This window comes from Streptomyces paludis (assembly GCF_003344965.1).
Lineage (GTDB): Bacteria > Actinomycetota > Actinomycetes > Streptomycetales > Streptomycetaceae > Streptomyces > Streptomyces paludis.
This window is the reverse complement of sequence record NZ_CP031194.1, coordinates 4958123-4976029: the sequence shown is the minus strand read 5'-3', so window position 1 is coordinate 4976029 and position 17907 is coordinate 4958123. Positions and strand designations below refer to the sequence as shown.

Here is a 17907-nt window from a genome sequence, read left to right as displayed (position 1 = left end):
GGCTCACCTGTTGAAGAGTAGGCCCCTTCAGTGATCAACCAAGCATGGATCAACAAAATTTCAGCCGCTCAGGGGAAGAAATCCGCTGCGGCCGTGCATGGCGATCATTCGCTGTGGGTATACCGGCCGTTTCCTGCCCCGGCGGTCACCTCGTCGATGTCGACCAGGCGGTCGAGATCGACCGCCCGGTCCCAGGTCTGCTCGTAGAGATCCACGAGCGTGGCCACGATCCCGGGCTGGCGGATGACGAACGCGCCGACCCGGTGCGCCCGGGGCACCGTGGGGACGAAGGCGACGGCCCGGTCGATGATGACGAGCTGCTGCGCGGGGCTGTCGGTGACGCGGTGCCGGTCGCCGGCCCGGTGGAGCCGCGCGCAGTAATGGACGCCGGCCGGATCGGCCAGGGAGCCGCGGTCGACGATCGTCCGCCAGTGGGTGTCCCTCTCCCCCAGCATCAGCAGATAGTCGTCCAGGTCCTCCACAGGCACGCGGCGCGGGGATGGGTGCATGGCGAGGATCTCCCGGGCCTCGGCCGCGACGGCCCGGAGCCGCCGGCCGACCAGGACGAAGTCGTCGATCCGTTCCACCTCCTCACCGGCTGCGCCGGCGCTCAGCCGGGCCGTACGGCCGCCTTCCGTACGGTCCGCTTCCGTACGGCCGGATTCCGTACGTCCCGCCTCCGTACGGCCGGATCCCGTTCCCGGCGCCGGGGTGCGCAGGATCCGCCCGCACAGCTCCCGCAACGCGCTGCCCGGTTCCGCGCCCAGCTCGCGCCGGGTCCGGCGGCGTACCGCCTCGTACGTGTCGATCGCCTCGCGGGTACGGCCCGCCCGGTGCAGCGCGAGCATCAGCAGCCCGTGCAGATCCTCCCGGTGCGGATGCTCTCCGGTCACGGTGAGCAGCTCCCCGATCACCTCCGCGTGCCGGCCCATGTCGAGCTTCGCCTCGATGAGCCGCCGGGTGACCGAAAGCCGCTCCTCCAGGAGCGGGGGCCCCTGGACGCGGACGAGCGGTATGTCCCCGAGCCCGGCCAGCGGGGTGGCCGCCGCCCACTCGTCCCCGGCCCGGCGCAGCAGCTCGTCGGCGTCGGCGCCCGCGCGCCCCCGGCTCGCGGCGACGAACGCCCGGAAGCGGTGCAGATCGACCTGGTCCGGCCGTACGTCGATCACATACCCGGGCAGCTGCCCGCGCGGCGGCGCCTCGGGCAGGGCGCGGCGCAGCCGGGACACATAGACCTGGACCGCCTTGCGGGCGGCGTCCGGCGGCGACTCGCCCCACACCTGGTCGATCAGTTCGTCGACCGACACCACTTGGCCGGGCCGCAGCAGAAGAGCGGCCAGCACGGCGCGCTGCTTGGGCGCCCCCAGCTCCACACGGACGCCTTGGCGGGTGGCCGAGACGGGGCCAAGCAGGCTGAATTCAACGGGACTTCGGGACAAGGACACGCGTGCTCCCAACGGGTCAGCGCAGTCTACAAATCCGGACGCCCGCGCGCGCCGTTCCGGTTGATCGCCCGGCTCGTCCGGCCGTCAGCCATTCGTTAACCGCGGGCGGCTAGCGTCCGCCACAACCCGTGCGAACGGGTGGCCTTCCCGGACTCCGCCGGTCGGCCCTCACGGGGGTGGGGCCGAGCGGCGGGAAATCACCGCGCCCGGCGGTGCCGGTTCAGCGGCCACCGCCCCGGCCGATGAGCCGCCTCCGCGGGCGCGGAAGTACCGGGCGGTGCCGTCCGGCCCGAGCAAGGTCCCCGTCACGGCGAAGACCCTCTCCTTCGGGCCGAACGAGAAGATCGTCAAGGAGTACCGGAGCGGCCGGCTCTCCGTCGACGACACGGCGCGTTACGGGATGAGGGCGCTCAACTCCCCTGCCACGGTGCCCGCCCGGCTGCGCGCGACCGGCCCGGTCGAGGATCCCGAGCGCTGTCTGACGTTCCTGTCGGCCCTCTCGGTCAAGTGGCCGCCCAGGAGTTCCCGCCGTCTTCGGCTCCGTCGGGCGGCCCGTCGCCGTCTCCCGGATGCTTCACGCGATGGAGTCCGCCGCCTTCCTGTACCGCGCGATGGGGTCTGAACGACATCGCCCAGGACTTCATCGACGCCCTCGGCAGCGACCGGTTCGGCTCGGTCAACTGGTGGATGGAGGCCACCGCCGAGTGGGCGGTCCACCGGACGTAACACTGCGCAAGGACGGCGCGGCGTACCACGACTTCTGGGCGCAGAAGGATCTCGGGGATCCCCGCTGCGGATACTGCTCGACACTGCTGCTGGACACCGACGACGACCCGAACCGTGAGTCGGCGGTGGTGATCTGGCGCCCGGCGGGCAGTTCGGGGGCCGGAAAGGCGTACCCGGACACGGACCGGGTGGTGCTGCCGGACGCTCAATGGATCATCTCCGTAACCGACTTCGCGTACCCCATGGTCGCCACGCTCGTGTCGACGTGGACCGAGACGGAGCCCAACTCCGTCAAGGCGGCGGGCACTTCCAGGACGTTCACCACGTACGCCGAGACCACCCCGAACGGCTGGACGGGCGGGGACTCCACCTACTCGGTGAAGCTGGTGGACGGCCGGACCGTCTGGCTCTTCTCCGACACCTTCCAGAAGTACGAGCGCTTCGGCAGCGGGGCCTGGGACTGGCGCTTCAGCCGCAATGTGATGGCCGACTTCGACCTGGCCAACCTCACGGCGCCGGCCCGCGTCCGTACCCTGCCCTCGGAGTCCGGTGTGGCCTGGGGCTCCGCGCTGCTGCCCGCCTCGGAGAGCGGCGACGGCTACACGTACATCTACGGCGTCAGTGACGCCCCGGTCAACACGGCCCGTCACCGGGAGAGAAGCGGTGACGGGCCGTTTCGGTGTACGCCCCGGAACGGGCCCGCCGGAGATCAGGACCGCGCCCTTGACCGGCTCCGAGCCGCTCCAGGACAATCCATGAGCACCTTTCAGCAGGTTTCGAGAAAGGATCGGCATGCGCGCGCGTTTTCTCGGCAAGGACCCCGCGTCCCAGGTGGGGCAGTCACCCACGCTGTTCGCGACGGACCGGACCGATCGCAAGACCTTCATCGCCCAGGGATGGGTGGTGACCGACCGTCAGGCGCTCATCGACGTCGGCCCCGTCCCCGAGGGCGAAGCGATCATCGAAATCCCCGAAGAGGTACTCAAGTTCTACGCGCGCCGATACCAGGAGGGTGAACACTGAGCCTCATCACCGGCGAGGGATTCAGCCGGCTCTTCCGGACGTTCGAGCACACCGCGTTCCGTCTGGAGGTCCGTGACCGCTACGACGCGCCGTACGAGAACGCGTCGCTGGTCAGATTCCTCTCGACCGAAAAGGACGACCTGCCCTGGATGCGGGATTGGCTGCATATGATCCGTGAGGCAACGGAAAGTGGCCGTCGCTTCTCCCGGGTACGGGTGGTGAGCGTTCCGCTGACCGACTACAGCCGATTCGGCGTGTGGTGTGCGCAGTTCACCAACGGAGCCGGTGAGGATATCCGCTATCTCGAACGTGAACAAGCCGACGTCCACGATCTGCCGAACCACGACTACTGGTTGTTCGATTCCAGCAAGCTGATCAGAATGCACTTCGATGACGCGGACCGCTTCCTCGGCGGTGAGCTGATCGAGGATCCCGCCACAGTCGTGCAGCACGGCTACTGGCGTGACGCGGCCTGGCACCACGCCATAAGGCGGGACGAATTTGCGGCCGAGTAAGTCATCGGGCATCACTACCGTTCACGAGGCACGCAGTGCGCTCGGGCAACGGCTCCGTGAGCTGCGTCAGCAAGCCGGAATGACCGGCAAGCAGCTCGCGGAGTCGTTGTCGTGGCCACCTTCCAAGGTCTCCAAGCTGGAGAACGGCAGGCAGACACCGACTGCCGAAGACATCCGCGACTGGACCGAGGCAACCGGAGGCGAGGCCAGGACCGAGGCGCTGCTCACTTCGTTGCACACCCTGGATCTCCAGTATGCGCAGTGGCAGCGTCAGCTGAAGGCCGGCTTCGCTTCTCATCAAAACTCGATCGCCCGGCTTGACGCGCGGACACGGTTTTTCCGGGCATTCGAGCCGACCGTTGTCCCTGGCCTGCTGCAAACGGCGGGGTACGCGCGGGAGCGGTTCACTCAGGGCATCACCACCCTCAACGTGCCCCATGATGTGGACGAAGCAGTGCGGGTACGGACTCAACGCCAGGAGATTCTTTACCGACCCGACAAGCGCTTCCACTTCGTTCTCACCGAAGCGGCATTGCGTTTTCGGCTCTGTACGCCCGATGTCATGCTCGGGCAACTCGACCGTCTGATCTCTCTGTCGACGCTGCCGAACGTCAAGCTCGGCATCATCGGATTCGAAACCCCATACGCGGTGGCCCCATGGCACGGTTTCTGGATCCTTGATCACGACCGAGTGATGGTGGAGACGTACTCCGCCGAGCTGAATCTTGCCCAGCCGTCGGAAGTGAAGCTGTACGGCACCGCCTTCGAGCGGCTTGCGGCGGTGGCCACCTACGGGCGAGCTGCGCGCGCCCTCATCACGCGGGTCATCGACGACCTCTCCTCAGAGGTCGCTGAAGTGCCCGGAGATGGCGAGTGATTTCTTGGCGTCCCACTCGTTCTGAGGATTTCTAGAAATATCAAGAAATCCGCTGTCCTTGCAAAGAAGACCTCCTCTACTCTCCCAGAACGTCCGGAGAAGAGAGGAACCGCCATGAGCAATCCGCTTCGCACCGACACCCGCCCCGCCGGTACCAGCACCAGCGCCGGCACCGGCACCGGCCGTGAGGACGATCTGCTGCCGGTCACACTCGGCGACATCGCCGAGCTGACCGAGGGCCAGGGCGGCGGTCAGAGCGAGGACAAGCGTCGCGCCTACAACAGCTGACCCTCTTCACAGGGGGTGGTGCGGACATACGAAGTGAACTTGCCGTGTCCTCACCACCCCGCTCCCCGCGCGAACCGGACGGCAAGTGGAGGGCCAGTGACCTTCGGCGGTTTCAGTACCACCGAACACATTCGTCTCCTCCCCGAAGGAGCCGAGCGCTTCGGCGCCGGATCTTCCGCCTGGAGACTCGGCGGCGCACCCGCCCATTTCATCCCTGCCCAGGGCGGACACCGGCGCGTCCTGGTCCTGGGCTGGTGCGGTGCCACCCGCTCCGAGCTGCGGCGCTCGGCCGACGCTCCGCTGCCCACCGACATCTCCTGGCGGTGGGCCGGCGCCTACGCAGTCGTCGAAGAGACTCGTGACGGCGTGATCTGCCACACCGACCCGGCTTCGGCCCTGCCCGTCTACGTGGCGGCCTGGTCGAACGGTTGGGCATGGTCCACTTCGGCCAGAATGCTCGCCGGCCTCACCGCCGCCTCCGTCGACTCCCAGCGGCTCGCCTGCCTTGTCCTCGCACCGTCGGTGCCCGCGCTCATCGGCTCACGCACCTGTTACGCCGGTGTGGAACAGCTGGCCCCAGGCTGCCGGATCGAACTGCCCGCGAACGGAGGAAGCCTGCGATGTACCACACTGTGGCGCCCGGAACCGGTTCCGGGACCGCCGCATCACCGTCTGCGCGACGCCCTCTCGGCAGCCGTGGGCCTCCGGGTGCGAGCCGCCGCCCCGGACCTGTCCTGCGACCTCTCCGGCGAGCTCGACTCGACCTCGGTGGCTGTCCTGGCCGCAGCCGCCCTGCCCGCCCCGTACAGGCTCAGCGCCGTCACAATCCACCCCGAGGGCAACGACGACGGTGCGGATCTCCGCTATGCGAAGCTGGCGTCCGCAGCGCACCCGGACCGCATCGTCCACCACCTTTTCCCGCTGGCAGCGGAGCACCTCCCGTACACGGGCGTCACTTCCGTCCCCGCCACGGACGAACCCGCCCCCTCGACACTCACCCTCGCCCGGCTGACCGCTCAATTGCGCTGGATGCACCACCACCTCGGCAGCAGGACACACCTGACCGGTGACGGCGGTGACAGTGTGCTGTTCCAGCCGCCCGTCCACCTCGCCGACCTCATCCGCCGACGCAGGTGGCCACGAGCGATGCGTGAGGCTCTCGGCTGGGCCCGACTACGGCACTGCGCGATCGCACCGCTTCTGGTGGGTGCCGCGGCCACGGCCCGAACCAGCCGCCGCGACGCCCTCGTCGACCTGGCCCGCTCCCCGGCGGCCCCGGTCCCGTCCCGGGGCGGCCGGCATCACCGTGTCGGATGGTTCCACTCCCTGCCGACACCGTCCTGGGCCCGACCCGCGGCGCTGCGGCTGCTGGCCGACGCGACCACCGAGGCCGTGGACACCGAGGACCCTCTTCCCGGTCCGGACGCCTCGGTACGCACTCTCGTGGACGAGATCCGAGAGGTCGCCCGAACCGCGGCCGCCGACGCCCAACTCGCCGCCACCTGCGGCATCGACCTGCACAACCCGTTCCTCGACGCGCGGGTCATGGACGCGGTCCTGCGCACCCCCCTCGACCGCCGTCCACACGTACACCTCTACAAGCCGGTCCTCTCCCGTGCGATGCGGCACCTGCTGCCGCCGGAGATCGCCGCCCGCACCACCAAGGGCAGCTTCAACAGCGACCACTACGCCGGACTGCGGGCCAATCTGGCCGGCCTCGCGGCCCTGTCTGGACCGACCGAGCAGCGAGGGACCCGCGTGCCTGAGACACCCCGCTTCGCGACCTCCCCCAGCCATGTACACGCGGTCGACTTCGGACATGTCCTGGTTCTCATCGACTACCGCGGCGGCCTCGTGCAGTGCCTTCTGCCCGCAGCCGCGCTCCAGTGGCGGGACACCGCCCTCACCGGCCGCCCGGCTGCCATGGCACCGGGGCTGGCGAATCACCTCCTCGCCGCCGGACTGCTGGCGCCCACATCCTCGCCCCAACCGTGGCCCGCCCCGATCACCGCCCGCCCCGCACCGGCGAGTTGGGGCAGCACGGAGCATCCCGCGGGAGCAAGCCGTCCCCCGGCTGTTCCCTGCCGGTCCGGCCTCGCGGCGGCAAGTGCTCTGGCTTTCATCTCCGCGGTCAAGCGGGCGGGGGATCCGAGGTCCGCCATGCTGCGCATCACGACAACACTGAGAACCGCCGCGTCAACCCGCCGGCGCGCGGCCACCCTTGCCGAGGCCCACGCCGCCGTCCTCGCCGTCCGTTACGCCGGATGGCACTTCCCCGGCCGTACGGCCTGCCTGGAAGAGTCCGCCGCCGTAACCCTCTTCCTGGCCGCACGACGGCTCGCTGTCACCTGGTGTCACGGCGTCGCCCCGAACCCGGTACGTCTGCACGCCTGGATACGGACCGTTGACGGCACGCCCGTCGCGGAACCGCCCTCCACGCTCGCCCATACGCCCGTCCTCACCATCGGAGACCCTCATCAGCACCGGCCCTGACCCGATCCTGTGGATCGGCACCGACACCTGCGCCCTAGGCCCCTACCACACCGACCTGGCCGAGACCTACTGGCGCTGGGAACAGGATCCTGCCCTGCTCGTCGGTTACGGAAGGCAGGCACCCGAGTCCCTCGAAGCCCGTACCGAGGGGATGGCCCATCAACTCCGGGGCGAGAACATCCGGTTCACCGTCTACGACCTGTCCTCGGGCACCCCCGTCCCGGCCGGAGTCACCACGCTCCTGCCGGACCACTCGTACGGACCGCCGAGTACGTCATCATGCTGGCCCCGGAGGCGCGGGGGCACGGACTCGGTGCGGCGGCGACCCGGCTGACGCTCGACTACGCCTTCCACGTCACCAATCTGCGCATGGTCTGGCTCAAGGTCCTCGCCCCGAACACCGCCGGTGTACGCGCCTATGAGAAGGCCGGATTCCGCTCGGCGGGAACCCTCCGGGAGTCCGGCTACTGGCTGGGACAGGTCTGCGACGAGGTCCTCATGGACGCCCTCGCGAAGGAGTTCACCGGTCCCTCCGTCATCACTCCCCGGCTGCCCGGGTGACGGCGGCCGGCCCGTCACCGGAGCGGTGACGGGCCGGATCGGGCGGGGCCGGTGTTACGCCGGGGACGGTAGGCGGGGCAGTCTGTGGACGTCTCGGGCGGTGCCGGTGACGACTGCCAGGAAGCCGGGGGCTCGGGGGGAGGCTGTTTCGCGGAGCCACTCCGGGGCTATGTCGCAGACCGCGACCCGTACGCCCGTGCCCGCCAGGGCCAGGGGGAGGGTGTGGACCACGGTCGACGGGAAGCTCAGGATCGTGCGGCCGATGGGGCCGCGGCGCGCTATCAGTTCCAGCGGGAGGTCCGGGCGGACGATCTCCAGGCCGGTCGCCGCGTGCAGTTTGTGGAGCTTGTCGACGTTCTCGCGGCGGTGGGCGAAGTAGCGCGTCGCGTTGTGGGTGCGGGCCAGGGCGATGACGGCCTCGGTGTACTGGTCGGCGTCGACCACGCCCGTCTCGACCAGCGAGGTGCCGACCATGTCCGCGCTCGCCGAGATCCGCGGCGGGCCGAAGGAGGCGCGGGTCCAGGCGAAGTCGTTGGGGGTCACGGTGATGCCCTCGGGCACCTCCTCGACCGGCATCGACGTGAAGACCTCGACCGTACGGGCGGCCGACGGTGTCAGCCGGCGCCGGGCGACCGCCGTGACGGGCGCCAGGACCAGTTCCCGGGGCGATCGGCTGCCGCGCCGGTGCCAGCGCACCAGCCGTTCGCCGCGTGCGATCTGGCCGATGAACTCCATCGTCGCCGTGCCGTCGTCGACGACCGTCAGGGCCTTGCCGCCGACCAGGGTCAGCAGCAGTTGTACGTAGCGGGAGAACGGGTCGCCGATCACGATCCGGTCGCTCGCGCGCAGCATCGGCGCCAGCTCGCGCACCGTCTTCAGCGGCGCGCCCGCGCCCCCGCGCGCCTCCTGCCAGCGCACGGTGAAACCCGCGTCGCGGGCCAGCTCGGCCATCCGGCGGAGCTGGCCGCGCGACATGGGGTCGGTGGGCGACAGGACGACCAGGGTCAGTTCCTCACCCGTACCGCTCGCGTCCGCCCACTCCAGCACGTTGAGCAGCTGAACCGGGCTCTCCACGAAGGCGATCGCGGGTGCGGGTGCGGGTGCGGAGTTACGAGTACGGGTACGGTCCCCACCTTCGGTGGTCATGGCGCTAGACCGCGACCGGCTCGGCGGACTCGGCGGACTCCGCGACGACGCCCGTGACACGGCGCAGCTTCTTCATCGGGCCCAGCTCCGACTCGTAGACCTTCTTGACACCGTCACCGAGGGACGCCTCGATGGTGCGGATGTCGCGGACGAGGCGGGTGAGGCCGCCCGGCTCGACGGAGGCGGCCTGGTCGGAGCCCCACATGGCGCGGTCGAGGGTGATGTGGCGCTCGATGAACGCGGCGCCGAGGGCGACGGCGGCCAGAGTGGTCTGAAGGCCGGTCTCGTGGCCGCTGTAGCCGATCGGGACGTTCGGGTACTCGGCCTGAAGGGTGTTGATCACCCGCAGGTTCAGCTCCTCGGCCTTGGCCGGGTACGTCGAAGTCGCGTGGCAGAGCAGGATGTTGTCACTGCCGAGAACCTCGACCGCGTGACGGATCTGCTTCGGCGTGGACATGCCGGTGGAGAGGATGATCGTCCGGCCGGTGGCGCGCAGGGCGCGCAGCAGCTCGTCGTCCGTGAGGGAGGCGGAGGCGACCTTGTGGGCGGGGACGTCGAACTTCTCCAGGAAGGCGACGGCCTCGGTGTCCCACGGGGAGGCGAACCAGTCGATGCCGCGCTTGGCGCAGTGCTCGGCGATGGTGCGGTACTCGTCCTCGCCGAACTCGACGCGGTGGCGGTAGTCGATGTACGTCATCCGGCCCCAGGGGGTGTCGCGCTCGATGTCCCACTGGTCGCGCGGGGTGCAGATCTCCGGCGTGCGCTTCTGGAACTTGACCGCGTCGCAGCCCGCCTCGGCGGCCACGTCGATCAGCGCGAGGGCGTTGTCGAGGTCGCCGTTGTGGTTGATGCCGATCTCACCCGTGACATAGACAGGCCGGCCGGGACCCGCGGTCCGCGTGCCGAGGGTGCGCAGGCGGGAGGTGGCGTTGGTGCTCATGGAACTGTCCTTAGATGTTGGGGGTGGGGGTGAGGCTGGGAGTGGAGGTGTAAGGGGAGGTGGTGCCTTCGGTGGTCCGGAGCGTGGGGCCGAGCAGCCAGGCCGCGATCTCGCGGATCGCGCCCTCGCCGCCCGCCGTCGTGGTCACCGCGCGCGCGGCGGACCGTACGGAGCCGTGCGCGTTCGCCACGGCCACCGGCCAGCCGGCCACGTCGAAGCAGGGGAGGTCGTTGACGTCGTTGCCGACGTACAGCACGCGCTCGGGTGCGATGCCCTGCTCGTCGCACCACTGCTTGAGCGCCACGTCCTTGCGGTCGATGCCGTGGAGGACGGGGATGTCGAGCTTGCGGGCGCGGGCGGCGACGACCGGGTTGCGCTCGGTGGAGAGCGTGAGCAGCTTCAGCCCGGAGCGGCGCAGCGCGGCGATGCCGAGCCCGTCGCCGCGGTGCACGGCGACGATCTCGCGGCCGTCCGCGTCGATGAGGACCTTGTCGTCGGTCTGTGTGCCGTCGAAGTCGAGGACGACGGCGTCGATGTCGCCGCGCGCCGGCAGCGTGGGCGGTTCGACCAGTGGGGCGAGCGCGCGGGCGCGGGCCAGGTCGTGCGGGTCGTCGATCTCCAGGACGCGGGCGGCGTCGGTGCGTACGAGCGCGGTACGGCCGAAGAAGCGGTGGCGCGCCGCGCGGAAGCCGTCGGCGCGCATCGCGTAGGCGGCGCCGGTCTCCAGGTACTCCTGCTCGCGGTCCTGGCGGCGCGGGCGGTTCGCCTTGTCGTGGTTGACACCGACACCGTTAGCGCCGACTGACGCATGGCCGCCCGACCCGCGACCGCCCGTCTCCCGACCACCGGTCTCGCGCCAGAGGAAGCCGTGTGTCGGCGCGACCGTCAGCGCGGTGTCGGCGCCGTCCTCGATCACGGCCGTGACCACGCCGTCCAGATCGCCCGAGGTCAGGAACGGGCTGGTCGCCTGTACGAGCAGGACGACCTCGGCGGCCACCCCGCGCATCAGCTCGTACGCGTCCATCGCGTGCAGGACGGCGGCCTCGCTGGTCGCGGTGTCGCCCGCGATGGCGGCGGGCCGCTGGACGACCTCGGCGCCGGCGGTACGGGCCGCGTCCGCGATGGCCGCGTCGTCCGTGGAGACGACGACATCGGTCACGTACCGGGCCGCCAGGGCGGCGCGGACGGCGCGGACGACCAGCGGGACGCCGCCGACGGGCGCGAGGTTCTTGGCGGGGACGCCCTTGGACCCGCCGCGTGCGGGGATCACCGCGAGGACGGTCATGAGTGCTCCGTAGGGGGTTGAGTGGGTACGCCGCCCGCACCGGGCAGGCGGCCGTTACGGGGGCCGGTCACAGCTCGCCCATCCGGCGGATGACGGGGGCCACGCGCTGCACACCGTGCCGGTACGCCCCGCGCGCCGCCCCCCGTACCGCCTCGCGCACCACGCGCCGCAGCCCGCCGGCCGGCTCGTCCCTGGCCGTACGGGACGACGCGAGCGCCGTGCCGTCGGCGGCCAGGTGGTAGCGGGCGAGCAGGCCCGGCAGATAGCCGGGTGCGGTGGTGGCCGTGTAGTACGGGGCGATCGGCGGGAGCCCGGACCCGGCGGACCGGGCTTCGAGCAGCTTCGCCAGATGCGCGCGGGCCTCGTCGAAGGCGGTGGCGTACGTACCGTCGGCGGCGACGCCCTGCCGGTCGGCCCAGACGGCGTCGGCGCGCGGGCGCCCGCCGCCGTCCAGCTGGTCCCAGGAGGCCAGACAGCCGGAGCCGAGGAAGTGGTGGTTGCCGAGCGGCTCGCGGATCCCGAAGTCGGTGAGGATCGCGGTCGGGATGGACCGGTGGAGGGCTTCGAGCGCGGCCGTGGACGAGACGGTGACCAGCAGGTCCGTCCGGTCCAGAACCTCGCCCATGTTGCCGTACACCAGACGGAAGTTGGGCGGCAGCCCGCCGGGGACCTTCTCGGCGAGCCGCTGGTACGGGAACTCCTCGACATGCGTGGTGTGCTCGCCGGGCTTGGACCGCAGCTTCAGCAGCACCTCGCGGCCCGGGTGCAGCCGGGCGTGCTCGACCATGCGGCGCAGCAGGTAGGCGCGGTCGGCGCGGGTGGCCGGTACGGACGGCTGGGCGGCGAGGACGAGTGTGTCGCGGCCCTCCTCGGCGCGGTAGCGCTCGCCGCCGAGGAACGGCAGGGCCGCCTCGGTGACGGCGGAGTCATCGGCGCCGACGCCCGTGTAGACGCCGCGGAACCGCTGTGCGTCGTAACGGGAGTTGGCGAGGACGATGTCCGCGCCGTGCCGCAGCAGCAGCCCGTCGGAGAGCTTCTCGTAGACGACACCGACATAGCCGGTGACGACGACGGGCCGCCGCTCCATGCCCAGCGCGGCGATCCCGTGCAGCATGGCCTGGACGGCGCCGCCGACGAGGGCCAGCACGACGACGTCGTACGCGCCCTCGCGCAGCTCCTTCAGGAACCCGATCCCGGTGACCTCCCGCAGGGCGTCCGCCGCCGCGCCGACCTCGTCGAGCTGCCGGGCGGTGGGGGTGGCCCGGCCGCGCAGCAGAAAGCCGCTCAGCTCGACGGAGCCGCGGGAACTGTCCGTGGCAATGCGGCGCGCGGTCAGCGCACCCCATTTCCATCGGGTGTCGGAATCGGCGAGTACGGCGACCCGGACCGCTCCGCTGGTGGATGAAGGCACGACACGGACGTTAGGAAGCCATTTCGTGCCGCGGCCCAACTCAACCGCAATAAAGGGTTAACAGAACCTCTACGAATGGCGTCACAGGCCGGATTCACGGTCCCGCCACCCGCCGTTCACCTGGCATGCGTGCGGATGTCGGGCAGAAGGACCGGCCGCCGTTTAACGTCGTACGGTGGTCAAGCTCTCTGTTGTCGTGCCGTTCTACAACGTGCAGACATACGCCCTCGAAACCCTGCGGAGCCTGCGCGCGAATACGCGCGAGGACTTCGAATTCCTGCTGGTCGACGATTGTTCGACCGACGCCACCCCGGAAATACTGGAACGGGCTGTGCGTGATCTCCCGGGGGCGGTCCTGCTGAGACACGAACGGAACGGAGGACTGGCCACCGCGCGCAATACGGGCCTGGACGCGGCGCGCGGCGAGTACGTCACCTTCCTCGACGGCGACGACTGGGTGACACCCGGCTACTACGCCCGGCTGGTCGCCGCCGCCGAGGGCCTGGGCTGCGATTTCGTCCGTACGGACCATGTCCAGTTCACCGCCAGGGCGCGTACGGTCCACCGCGTCCCGGTCGGCCGGCGCGACGAGGTGCTGAACCCCCGGGACGCGATCCTCCCCGTCGCCCGGACCACCTCCGTCGACTACGCGTACGCCTGGGCGGGCGTCTACCACCGGCGGCTGCTGGAGCGGGGGCTGCTGCACTTCACGGACGGGCTGCGTACGGCCGAGGACCGGCCGTGGATCTGGCGGCTGCACCGGGAGGCGGAGTCGTTCGCCGTGTCCGGGACGCTGCTCGGGGTGTTCTACCGGCGCGGGGTCGCCTCGTCGCTCACGCAGATCGGCGATGTGCGGCAGCTCGACTTCATCCGGGCGTTCGACCAGGTGATCGCGGAGACATCGGCCGACCCGGAGGCGGACCGCTTCCTGCCGAAGGCCGTACGGACGTACTGCGCGATCATCGCCCACCATCTGGCGGCGAAGGACCGCTTCGAACCGGCCGTGGCGCGGCAGTTGCGCGCGCTGAGCGCGGGCGCGCTGAAGCGGCTGCCGCAGGATCTGCTGAAGGAAGCGCTGGACACGATGGATCTCGACCGCTCGGACCAGCTGCGGAAGCTACGGCGCCGGATGTCGTCCGGTACGGGCGCGACGGCCGCCCCCGCCTCGACCGGAGAGGCAGCGGCCTGATGACGAATCCCTCGACAACACCGCATACCACCACCCAGATCTTCTGCGCCTCCACCCTCTACGGCGCGGCCACGCTGGCCGCCGCGCTCGACGCGGGCCTCTTCCGCCCGGCCGGCCGGCGGGTGCTGGTCGTCTGCAACACCACGGGCACGCCCGAACTGACCCCGGACGTCGACGAGATGCCCGGGTTCGAGCGGCTGCGCGGCCGGTTCGACGACCTGGTGTCGTGGAACGGGACGATCGCGCCGTTCCACCCGGGCGCCTGGTCGCCGAGGCCCGACGACATCCCGCTCTGGGAGAGGTACTTGCGGCTGTCCTGGCAACTCGGCTCCGACGAGGTCGAGTTGATCGTGGAGTCGCTCCAGGTCAACCCGGCGCTGGCGATCGCGCAGATCTTCACCGCCGCGCCCCTGACCGTCTACGCGGACGGGTTGATGAGCTACGGCCCGACGCGCTCGAAGATCGAGCCGCTGGTCGGTGAGCGGGTGCGCCGGCTGCTCCATCTGGACCTGGTGCCGGGTCTGAAGCCGCTGCTGCTGAGGGAGTTCGGCGTGCCGGCCGAGGTGATCCCCACGGACGCCTTCACCCGGGTCCTGGACCAGCTCGCGGACACGGAGAGCGGGCGCGCGGTCGCGCCACCCGCCGAGCCGGTAGCCGGACCACCGGCGCTGCTGCTCGGTCAGTATCTCTCCGCGCTCTCGATCCTCACCGAGGCCGAGGAGGAGGAGCTGCACATCGGGATGGTGCGGGGCGCGGTGGCGCTCGGGCACACCCGGGTGGTGTTCAAGCCGCATCCGGCGGCGCCCGCCGTGTGGTCGACGCGGCTGGCGGTGGAGGCGGCCCGGCTGGGCGCCGAACTGACCGTACTGGAAACGCCGTTGCTCGCCGAGGTGCTCTACCTGCGGCTGAAGCCCGCGCTGGTGGTCGGGTGCTTCTCGACGGCGCTGTTCACGGCGTCGGAGTTCTTCGGGATCCCGGTGGCCCGCTCGGGCACGGAACTGCTGCTGGAGCGGCTCACCCCGTACCAGAACAGCAACCGGGTGCCGGTGACGATCGTCGACGCCCTCCTCCCGCCCCTGGAGGGATACGGCACCGGCGACACCCACCGCCCGGACGCCCGGCTGGAGGAGCTGCTCGTGGCGGTCGGCTTCGTGATGCAGCCCCAACTCCACCCGGATCTGCGGCCGTCGGCGGAGCGCTATCTCGCCGGCCCCCTGGACGACCGCGAACGCCGCTACTTCAAACGCCGCCGTCTGACCACCCTGGGCCTCCCCGGCGGAGTCCCCGGCCCACTCGCCACCCGCCTCCCCCGCAACGCGGCGGCCCGCCGCATGGTCCGCCGCGCACGCAAGCTGCGCCGGGCGGTCCTGCGGGTGGGCGTGGGCTGAGCGGGCCGGGGTTCGGGCGTCAACACGGTGCGGTACGGGCGGAGTTCACGCGCCCGTACCGGCACGGCAGAATGTGCCGTCCGCTGATTCCGCTGGAGGCTGTGTTGACGACCGAACCACGTGTCCCGCCGGAAGCCCTCCCGCCCACTTCGGCCACTTCGGTACCGAGCTGGCTGGACCAGGTCCGCGAGGCACTCACCGACCCGGCGGGCGGCGGCGGCCATGACGGGCTGCTGCCGTACGCCGCCACCACCGAGGTGCCCTTCGCCGCGGTCCACCACTGGCACGCCGGTGCGGTGGCGGAGCTGATCGCCGAGGCGGCGGTCCGGCACGGCGCGGAGCGGGCCCCGCACGACGCCGTACGCGCGGTCCACGTACGCGCGGCGGCCGGTGAGGCGATCACCGAGGACGCCTGGTCTGCGGTGCTGGAACCGGCGCTGCGCGAGGTGTACCGGCTGGCCTATCCCCGCGAGCGGGTGTACTCCCGGGCCTCGTCGGCCGCGGCCTCCTTCGCGCGCTCGCGCGGATGGTCCGAGGACGAGGCGGAACGCTACGGCGAGACCTACGCGCGTACAAACACCGAGGCGAGCGCGCGTGTGCACGCCGAGGCCAACGCGCTCGCGAACAGCGCCGCGTACGCAGCGGCCTTCGCCACCGGAAGCGCGGAGGAGTACGCGCGCGCCTGGCCCTTCGCCACCGTACGGGCCTGGATCGCGGCGTACGCGGGACCGGCGGGCGCCGACGGTCCGGCCGTTCCGGAAGCTCAGGAGGCCCGGGAGCGCCTCCGTAACGGCCTCACCGACGCGGTGGCGACTGCGGCAGTCAACTAGAGCCCCCGGTCCAGCAGTTCGGAGAGGATGATGCGGCCGAAGGCGAGGTTGCCGTGGATCTCGTCGTCGGGCTCGCACAGCGCCGGGCGTTGCAGACCGTCCGGTCCGGCGGTCCGCCGGCGCAGGTCCACGATCTCGGCGCCGAGTTCCGCCACGGCCAGCCTGACGCGCTCCTGCGCGGCCATGAACACCGCCGGATCGGACTGGCCGGGGACCCGCTGCGGCGGCAGCACCGCGAGGACACGCAGGCCGAGGCCCACGGCGCGCCCGTAGAACGCGAGGGCGTCGCGCACAGCGGCGCGCACGATGGCGTCGAACAGGGGGCTGTCGAGGAAGCCCGGTGGGACGGCACCGGCGCGGTCGCGGTAGAGGTCCCAGTTCTCCCGCAGCGCGACGAAGTGCGCGCAGAAGCCGAACGTCGTGACGAGCGGGACACCCAGCCCGGAGAGACCGTCGGCGCCGAGTTCCTTGAGGAAGCGGCGGTAGTGCTCCTCGGCCTCGTCGGACCGGAACACGACGTCAGTGCCGCCGGGTGTCTCGCGGACGCTGAAGAAGCTGTCGGTGAACTCCCGTCCGGCGCCGATGGGGCCGCCCTGGAACGGGATACCGGCATTCCGGGCAGCTCGTCCGATGGGTCCCGCGTGGGAGTCGCCGAGCAGCAGGAACCTAGCGGGGGCTGTAGTAGTCAAGGACGGCGTCCTCACAGGCGGCATCGGTCGAGGAGGCGTCGGTGGCGGTGACGTCATCAGTGACATCGGTGCGCCGCGGCTGCGGCTGCGGCTGCGCGGGGCCGCTGTGGAGCCCGTGGAGTCCCGCCATGAAGTGCCGCATCACGAAGTCGACGCCCTCGGGAGTGACAGTGCGCTGGTTCGGGCCGAAGAACCTGCCGCCGAAGACCGGGCCGGTGATCAGCTCGTACGACGGAAAGTAGTCGACGTCCGGGTCCTCCAGCGCGAGCTGTCCGGCGACCGCGCGCAGCACGGACTTGCTGTAGCCGTTGGCGGGGAGCGCGTGCCCGCCGGTGGCGGTGGCGGTCAGCGGCTGCGGCGACACCGTCAGCAGGATGCGCAGGCCGGGGTTGACCAGCCGCGCCATGGCTATCGCCTCGGTCATGTCCCGGTGCGCCTCGGCGAAGGTGAAGTTGTGCGGGGAGTGGCGCCCGGCGTCGAAGGTGCCGCGGACCGTGCCGGGACAGGTGGGATACACGGTGCCGTCGACGGCGTCGCGCCAGGCTTCCGTGAGCCCCATGGTGAAGACCAGGCACTTCGCCTCGGTGACGGCGGTACGGACGGCCGCCAGCGTGACGTCCCGCGACCGCAGCATCTCGGCGGGCGACGCGAAGCCGCCGGGTTCGATCGCGGGCCGGTAGGGATCGACCCACCGGTCGCCGTCGGCCCACGCCTCCTGCGGCGGCTCGGCCTGGCCGAGGGCCCACGACAGCCACTGGCGCAGGACGGCGGGCGTATAGATGTTGCCCGTACGGAAGGAGAACGCCCCGTACCCGCGCTCCTGCCGTTCCTCCCGCGTCAGACCGGGCGGGGCGGGTTCGGCGTCGAACCAGTTCATCCCCGAGTCCAGCAGCGCCCGCCCGATCCGCGCGGCGAAGCAGGAGCCGGCGGTGACGACGGGATCGTCCTGCCCGAGGGCGAACTTGGGTACCCACACGCCTTCGATGTCCAGCGGATCCGGCTCGGCGACCGCGGGCCGCCAGAACGACCTGACGGGCAGGGACTGGTAGGGATTCAACGGGCACACTCCCATTTCTTGCTCGCGGCGAGGCCGGAAACGGC

General features: G+C 70.9%; 18 protein-coding genes and 1 pseudogene. 10 read left to right on the top strand and 9 right to left on the bottom strand.

Translation table 11 applies throughout. From position 1 onward, the window contains the following. Window positions 1-104: 104 nt before the first annotated feature. Window positions 105-1373: an AfsR/SARP family transcriptional regulator gene (locus DVK44_RS37685; RefSeq protein ID WP_162794010.1), complete on the bottom strand. Its 1269-nt coding sequence runs from the start codon at window positions 1371-1373 to the stop codon at window positions 105-107. 349 nt (window positions 1374-1722) lie between these two features. On the opposite strand from DVK44_RS37685, the gene DVK44_RS22060 reads away from it, so the two are divergent. Further along, complete coding sequence (locus DVK44_RS22060; RefSeq protein ID WP_114661217.1) at window positions 1723-2067, top strand: hypothetical protein; 345 nt, start codon at window positions 1723-1725, stop codon at window positions 2065-2067. Between the two features lie 309 nt (window positions 2068-2376). Here the strand turns inward: DVK44_RS22060 and DVK44_RS36475 are convergent, their stop codons facing one another. Both DVK44_RS36475 and DVK44_RS36470 read right to left on the bottom strand, forming a co-directional pair. Beyond that, window positions 2377-2541: a hypothetical protein gene (locus tag DVK44_RS36475; protein WP_162794008.1), complete on the bottom strand. Its 165-nt coding sequence runs from the start codon at window positions 2539-2541 to the stop codon at window positions 2377-2379. After that, entirely contained in the window at window positions 2542-2682 is a 141-nt protein-coding gene (locus DVK44_RS36470; RefSeq protein WP_162794006.1) for a hypothetical protein, read from the bottom strand. It abuts the gene before it with no gap. A gap of 281 nt (window positions 2683-2963) precedes the next feature. Between DVK44_RS36470 and DVK44_RS22055 the strand changes: the two genes are divergently transcribed. The 6 genes and pseudogenes from DVK44_RS22055 to DVK44_RS37935 all read left to right on the top strand — a co-directional run bounded on the left by DVK44_RS22055 (window position 2964) and on the right by DVK44_RS37935 (window position 7928). After that, the gene (locus DVK44_RS22055) at window positions 2964-3194 is read left to right on the top strand and encodes a hypothetical protein (protein WP_114661216.1); all 231 of its coding nucleotides are present in this window, start codon (window positions 2964-2966) and stop codon (window positions 3192-3194) included. Then, complete coding sequence (locus tag DVK44_RS22050; RefSeq protein WP_114661215.1) at window positions 3191-3709, top strand: DUF6879 family protein; 519 nt, start codon at window positions 3191-3193, stop codon at window positions 3707-3709. The genes DVK44_RS22055 and DVK44_RS22050 overlap by 4 nt, the downstream gene beginning before the upstream one ends. Continuing rightward, window positions 3696-4586, top strand: coding sequence for a helix-turn-helix domain-containing protein (locus DVK44_RS22045; protein ID WP_228447316.1), 891 nt, complete (start codon window positions 3696-3698; stop codon window positions 4584-4586). The genes DVK44_RS22050 and DVK44_RS22045 overlap by 14 nt, the downstream gene beginning before the upstream one ends. A 114-nt stretch (window positions 4587-4700) precedes the next feature. Further along, on the top strand, window positions 4701-4874 hold the full coding sequence (locus DVK44_RS22040; RefSeq protein ID WP_114661213.1) for an albusnodin family lasso peptide: 174 nt from the start codon (window positions 4701-4703) through the stop codon (window positions 4872-4874). Window positions 4875-4970: 96 nt separating this feature from the next. Continuing rightward, on the top strand, window positions 4971-7367 hold the full coding sequence (locus DVK44_RS22035; protein WP_228447315.1) for a lasso peptide biosynthesis B2 protein: 2397 nt from the start codon (window positions 4971-4973) through the stop codon (window positions 7365-7367). A 13-nt stretch (window positions 7368-7380) separates the two neighbouring features. Next, window positions 7381-7928, top strand: a pseudogene (locus tag DVK44_RS37935) (GNAT family N-acetyltransferase). Between the two features lie 54 nt (window positions 7929-7982). Here DVK44_RS37935 and DVK44_RS22025 read toward each other — a convergent pair. From DVK44_RS22025 to DVK44_RS22010, 4 genes are all read right to left on the bottom strand, one after another. Further along, window positions 7983-9074, bottom strand: coding sequence for a hypothetical protein (locus DVK44_RS22025; RefSeq protein ID WP_228447313.1), 1092 nt, complete (start codon window positions 9072-9074; stop codon window positions 7983-7985). Window positions 9075-9078: 4 nt separating this feature from the next. Next, window positions 9079-10014 (bottom strand): N-acetylneuraminate synthase family protein, encoded by a 936-nt coding sequence (locus DVK44_RS22020; RefSeq protein WP_114661212.1) that lies wholly within the window; start codon window positions 10012-10014, stop codon window positions 9079-9081. Window positions 10015-10024: 10 nt separating this feature from the next. Further along, complete coding sequence (locus tag DVK44_RS22015) at window positions 10025-11299, bottom strand: acylneuraminate cytidylyltransferase (RefSeq protein ID WP_114661211.1); 1275 nt, start codon at window positions 11297-11299, stop codon at window positions 10025-10027. A 67-nt stretch (window positions 11300-11366) separates the two neighbouring features. Then, a complete protein-coding gene (locus tag DVK44_RS22010) occupies window positions 11367-12710 on the bottom strand; it encodes a DUF6716 putative glycosyltransferase (protein ID WP_114661210.1) in 1344 nt (447 codons plus the stop codon). A gap of 175 nt (window positions 12711-12885) precedes the next feature. On the opposite strand from DVK44_RS22010, the gene DVK44_RS22005 reads away from it, so the two are divergent. From DVK44_RS22005 to DVK44_RS21995, 3 genes are all read left to right on the top strand, one after another. Beyond that, window positions 12886-13899, top strand: a complete 1014-nt coding sequence (locus tag DVK44_RS22005) for a glycosyltransferase family 2 protein (protein ID WP_114661209.1) — start codon at window positions 12886-12888, stop codon at window positions 13897-13899. Beyond that, entirely contained in the window at window positions 13899-15287 is a 1389-nt protein-coding gene (locus DVK44_RS22000) for a polysialyltransferase family glycosyltransferase (RefSeq protein ID WP_114661208.1), read from the top strand. The genes DVK44_RS22005 and DVK44_RS22000 overlap by 1 nt, the downstream gene beginning before the upstream one ends. Window positions 15288-15391: 104 nt before the next feature. Next, window positions 15392-16117: a SpcZ gene (locus tag DVK44_RS21995; RefSeq protein ID WP_162794004.1), complete on the top strand. Its 726-nt coding sequence runs from the start codon at window positions 15392-15394 to the stop codon at window positions 16115-16117. On the opposite strand, the gene DVK44_RS21990 is transcribed toward DVK44_RS21995, so the two are convergent. Both DVK44_RS21990 and DVK44_RS21985 read right to left on the bottom strand, forming a co-directional pair. Then, a complete protein-coding gene (locus DVK44_RS21990; protein WP_408055346.1) occupies window positions 16114-16821 on the bottom strand; it encodes a hypothetical protein in 708 nt (235 codons plus the stop codon). The genes DVK44_RS21995 and DVK44_RS21990 overlap by 4 nt on opposite strands. Then, complete coding sequence (locus tag DVK44_RS21985) at window positions 16784-17872, bottom strand: GSCFA domain-containing protein (protein WP_408055345.1); 1089 nt, start codon at window positions 17870-17872, stop codon at window positions 16784-16786. Before DVK44_RS21985 ends, DVK44_RS21990 begins: the two co-directional genes overlap by 38 nt. Window positions 17873-17907: the final 35 nt, after the last annotated feature.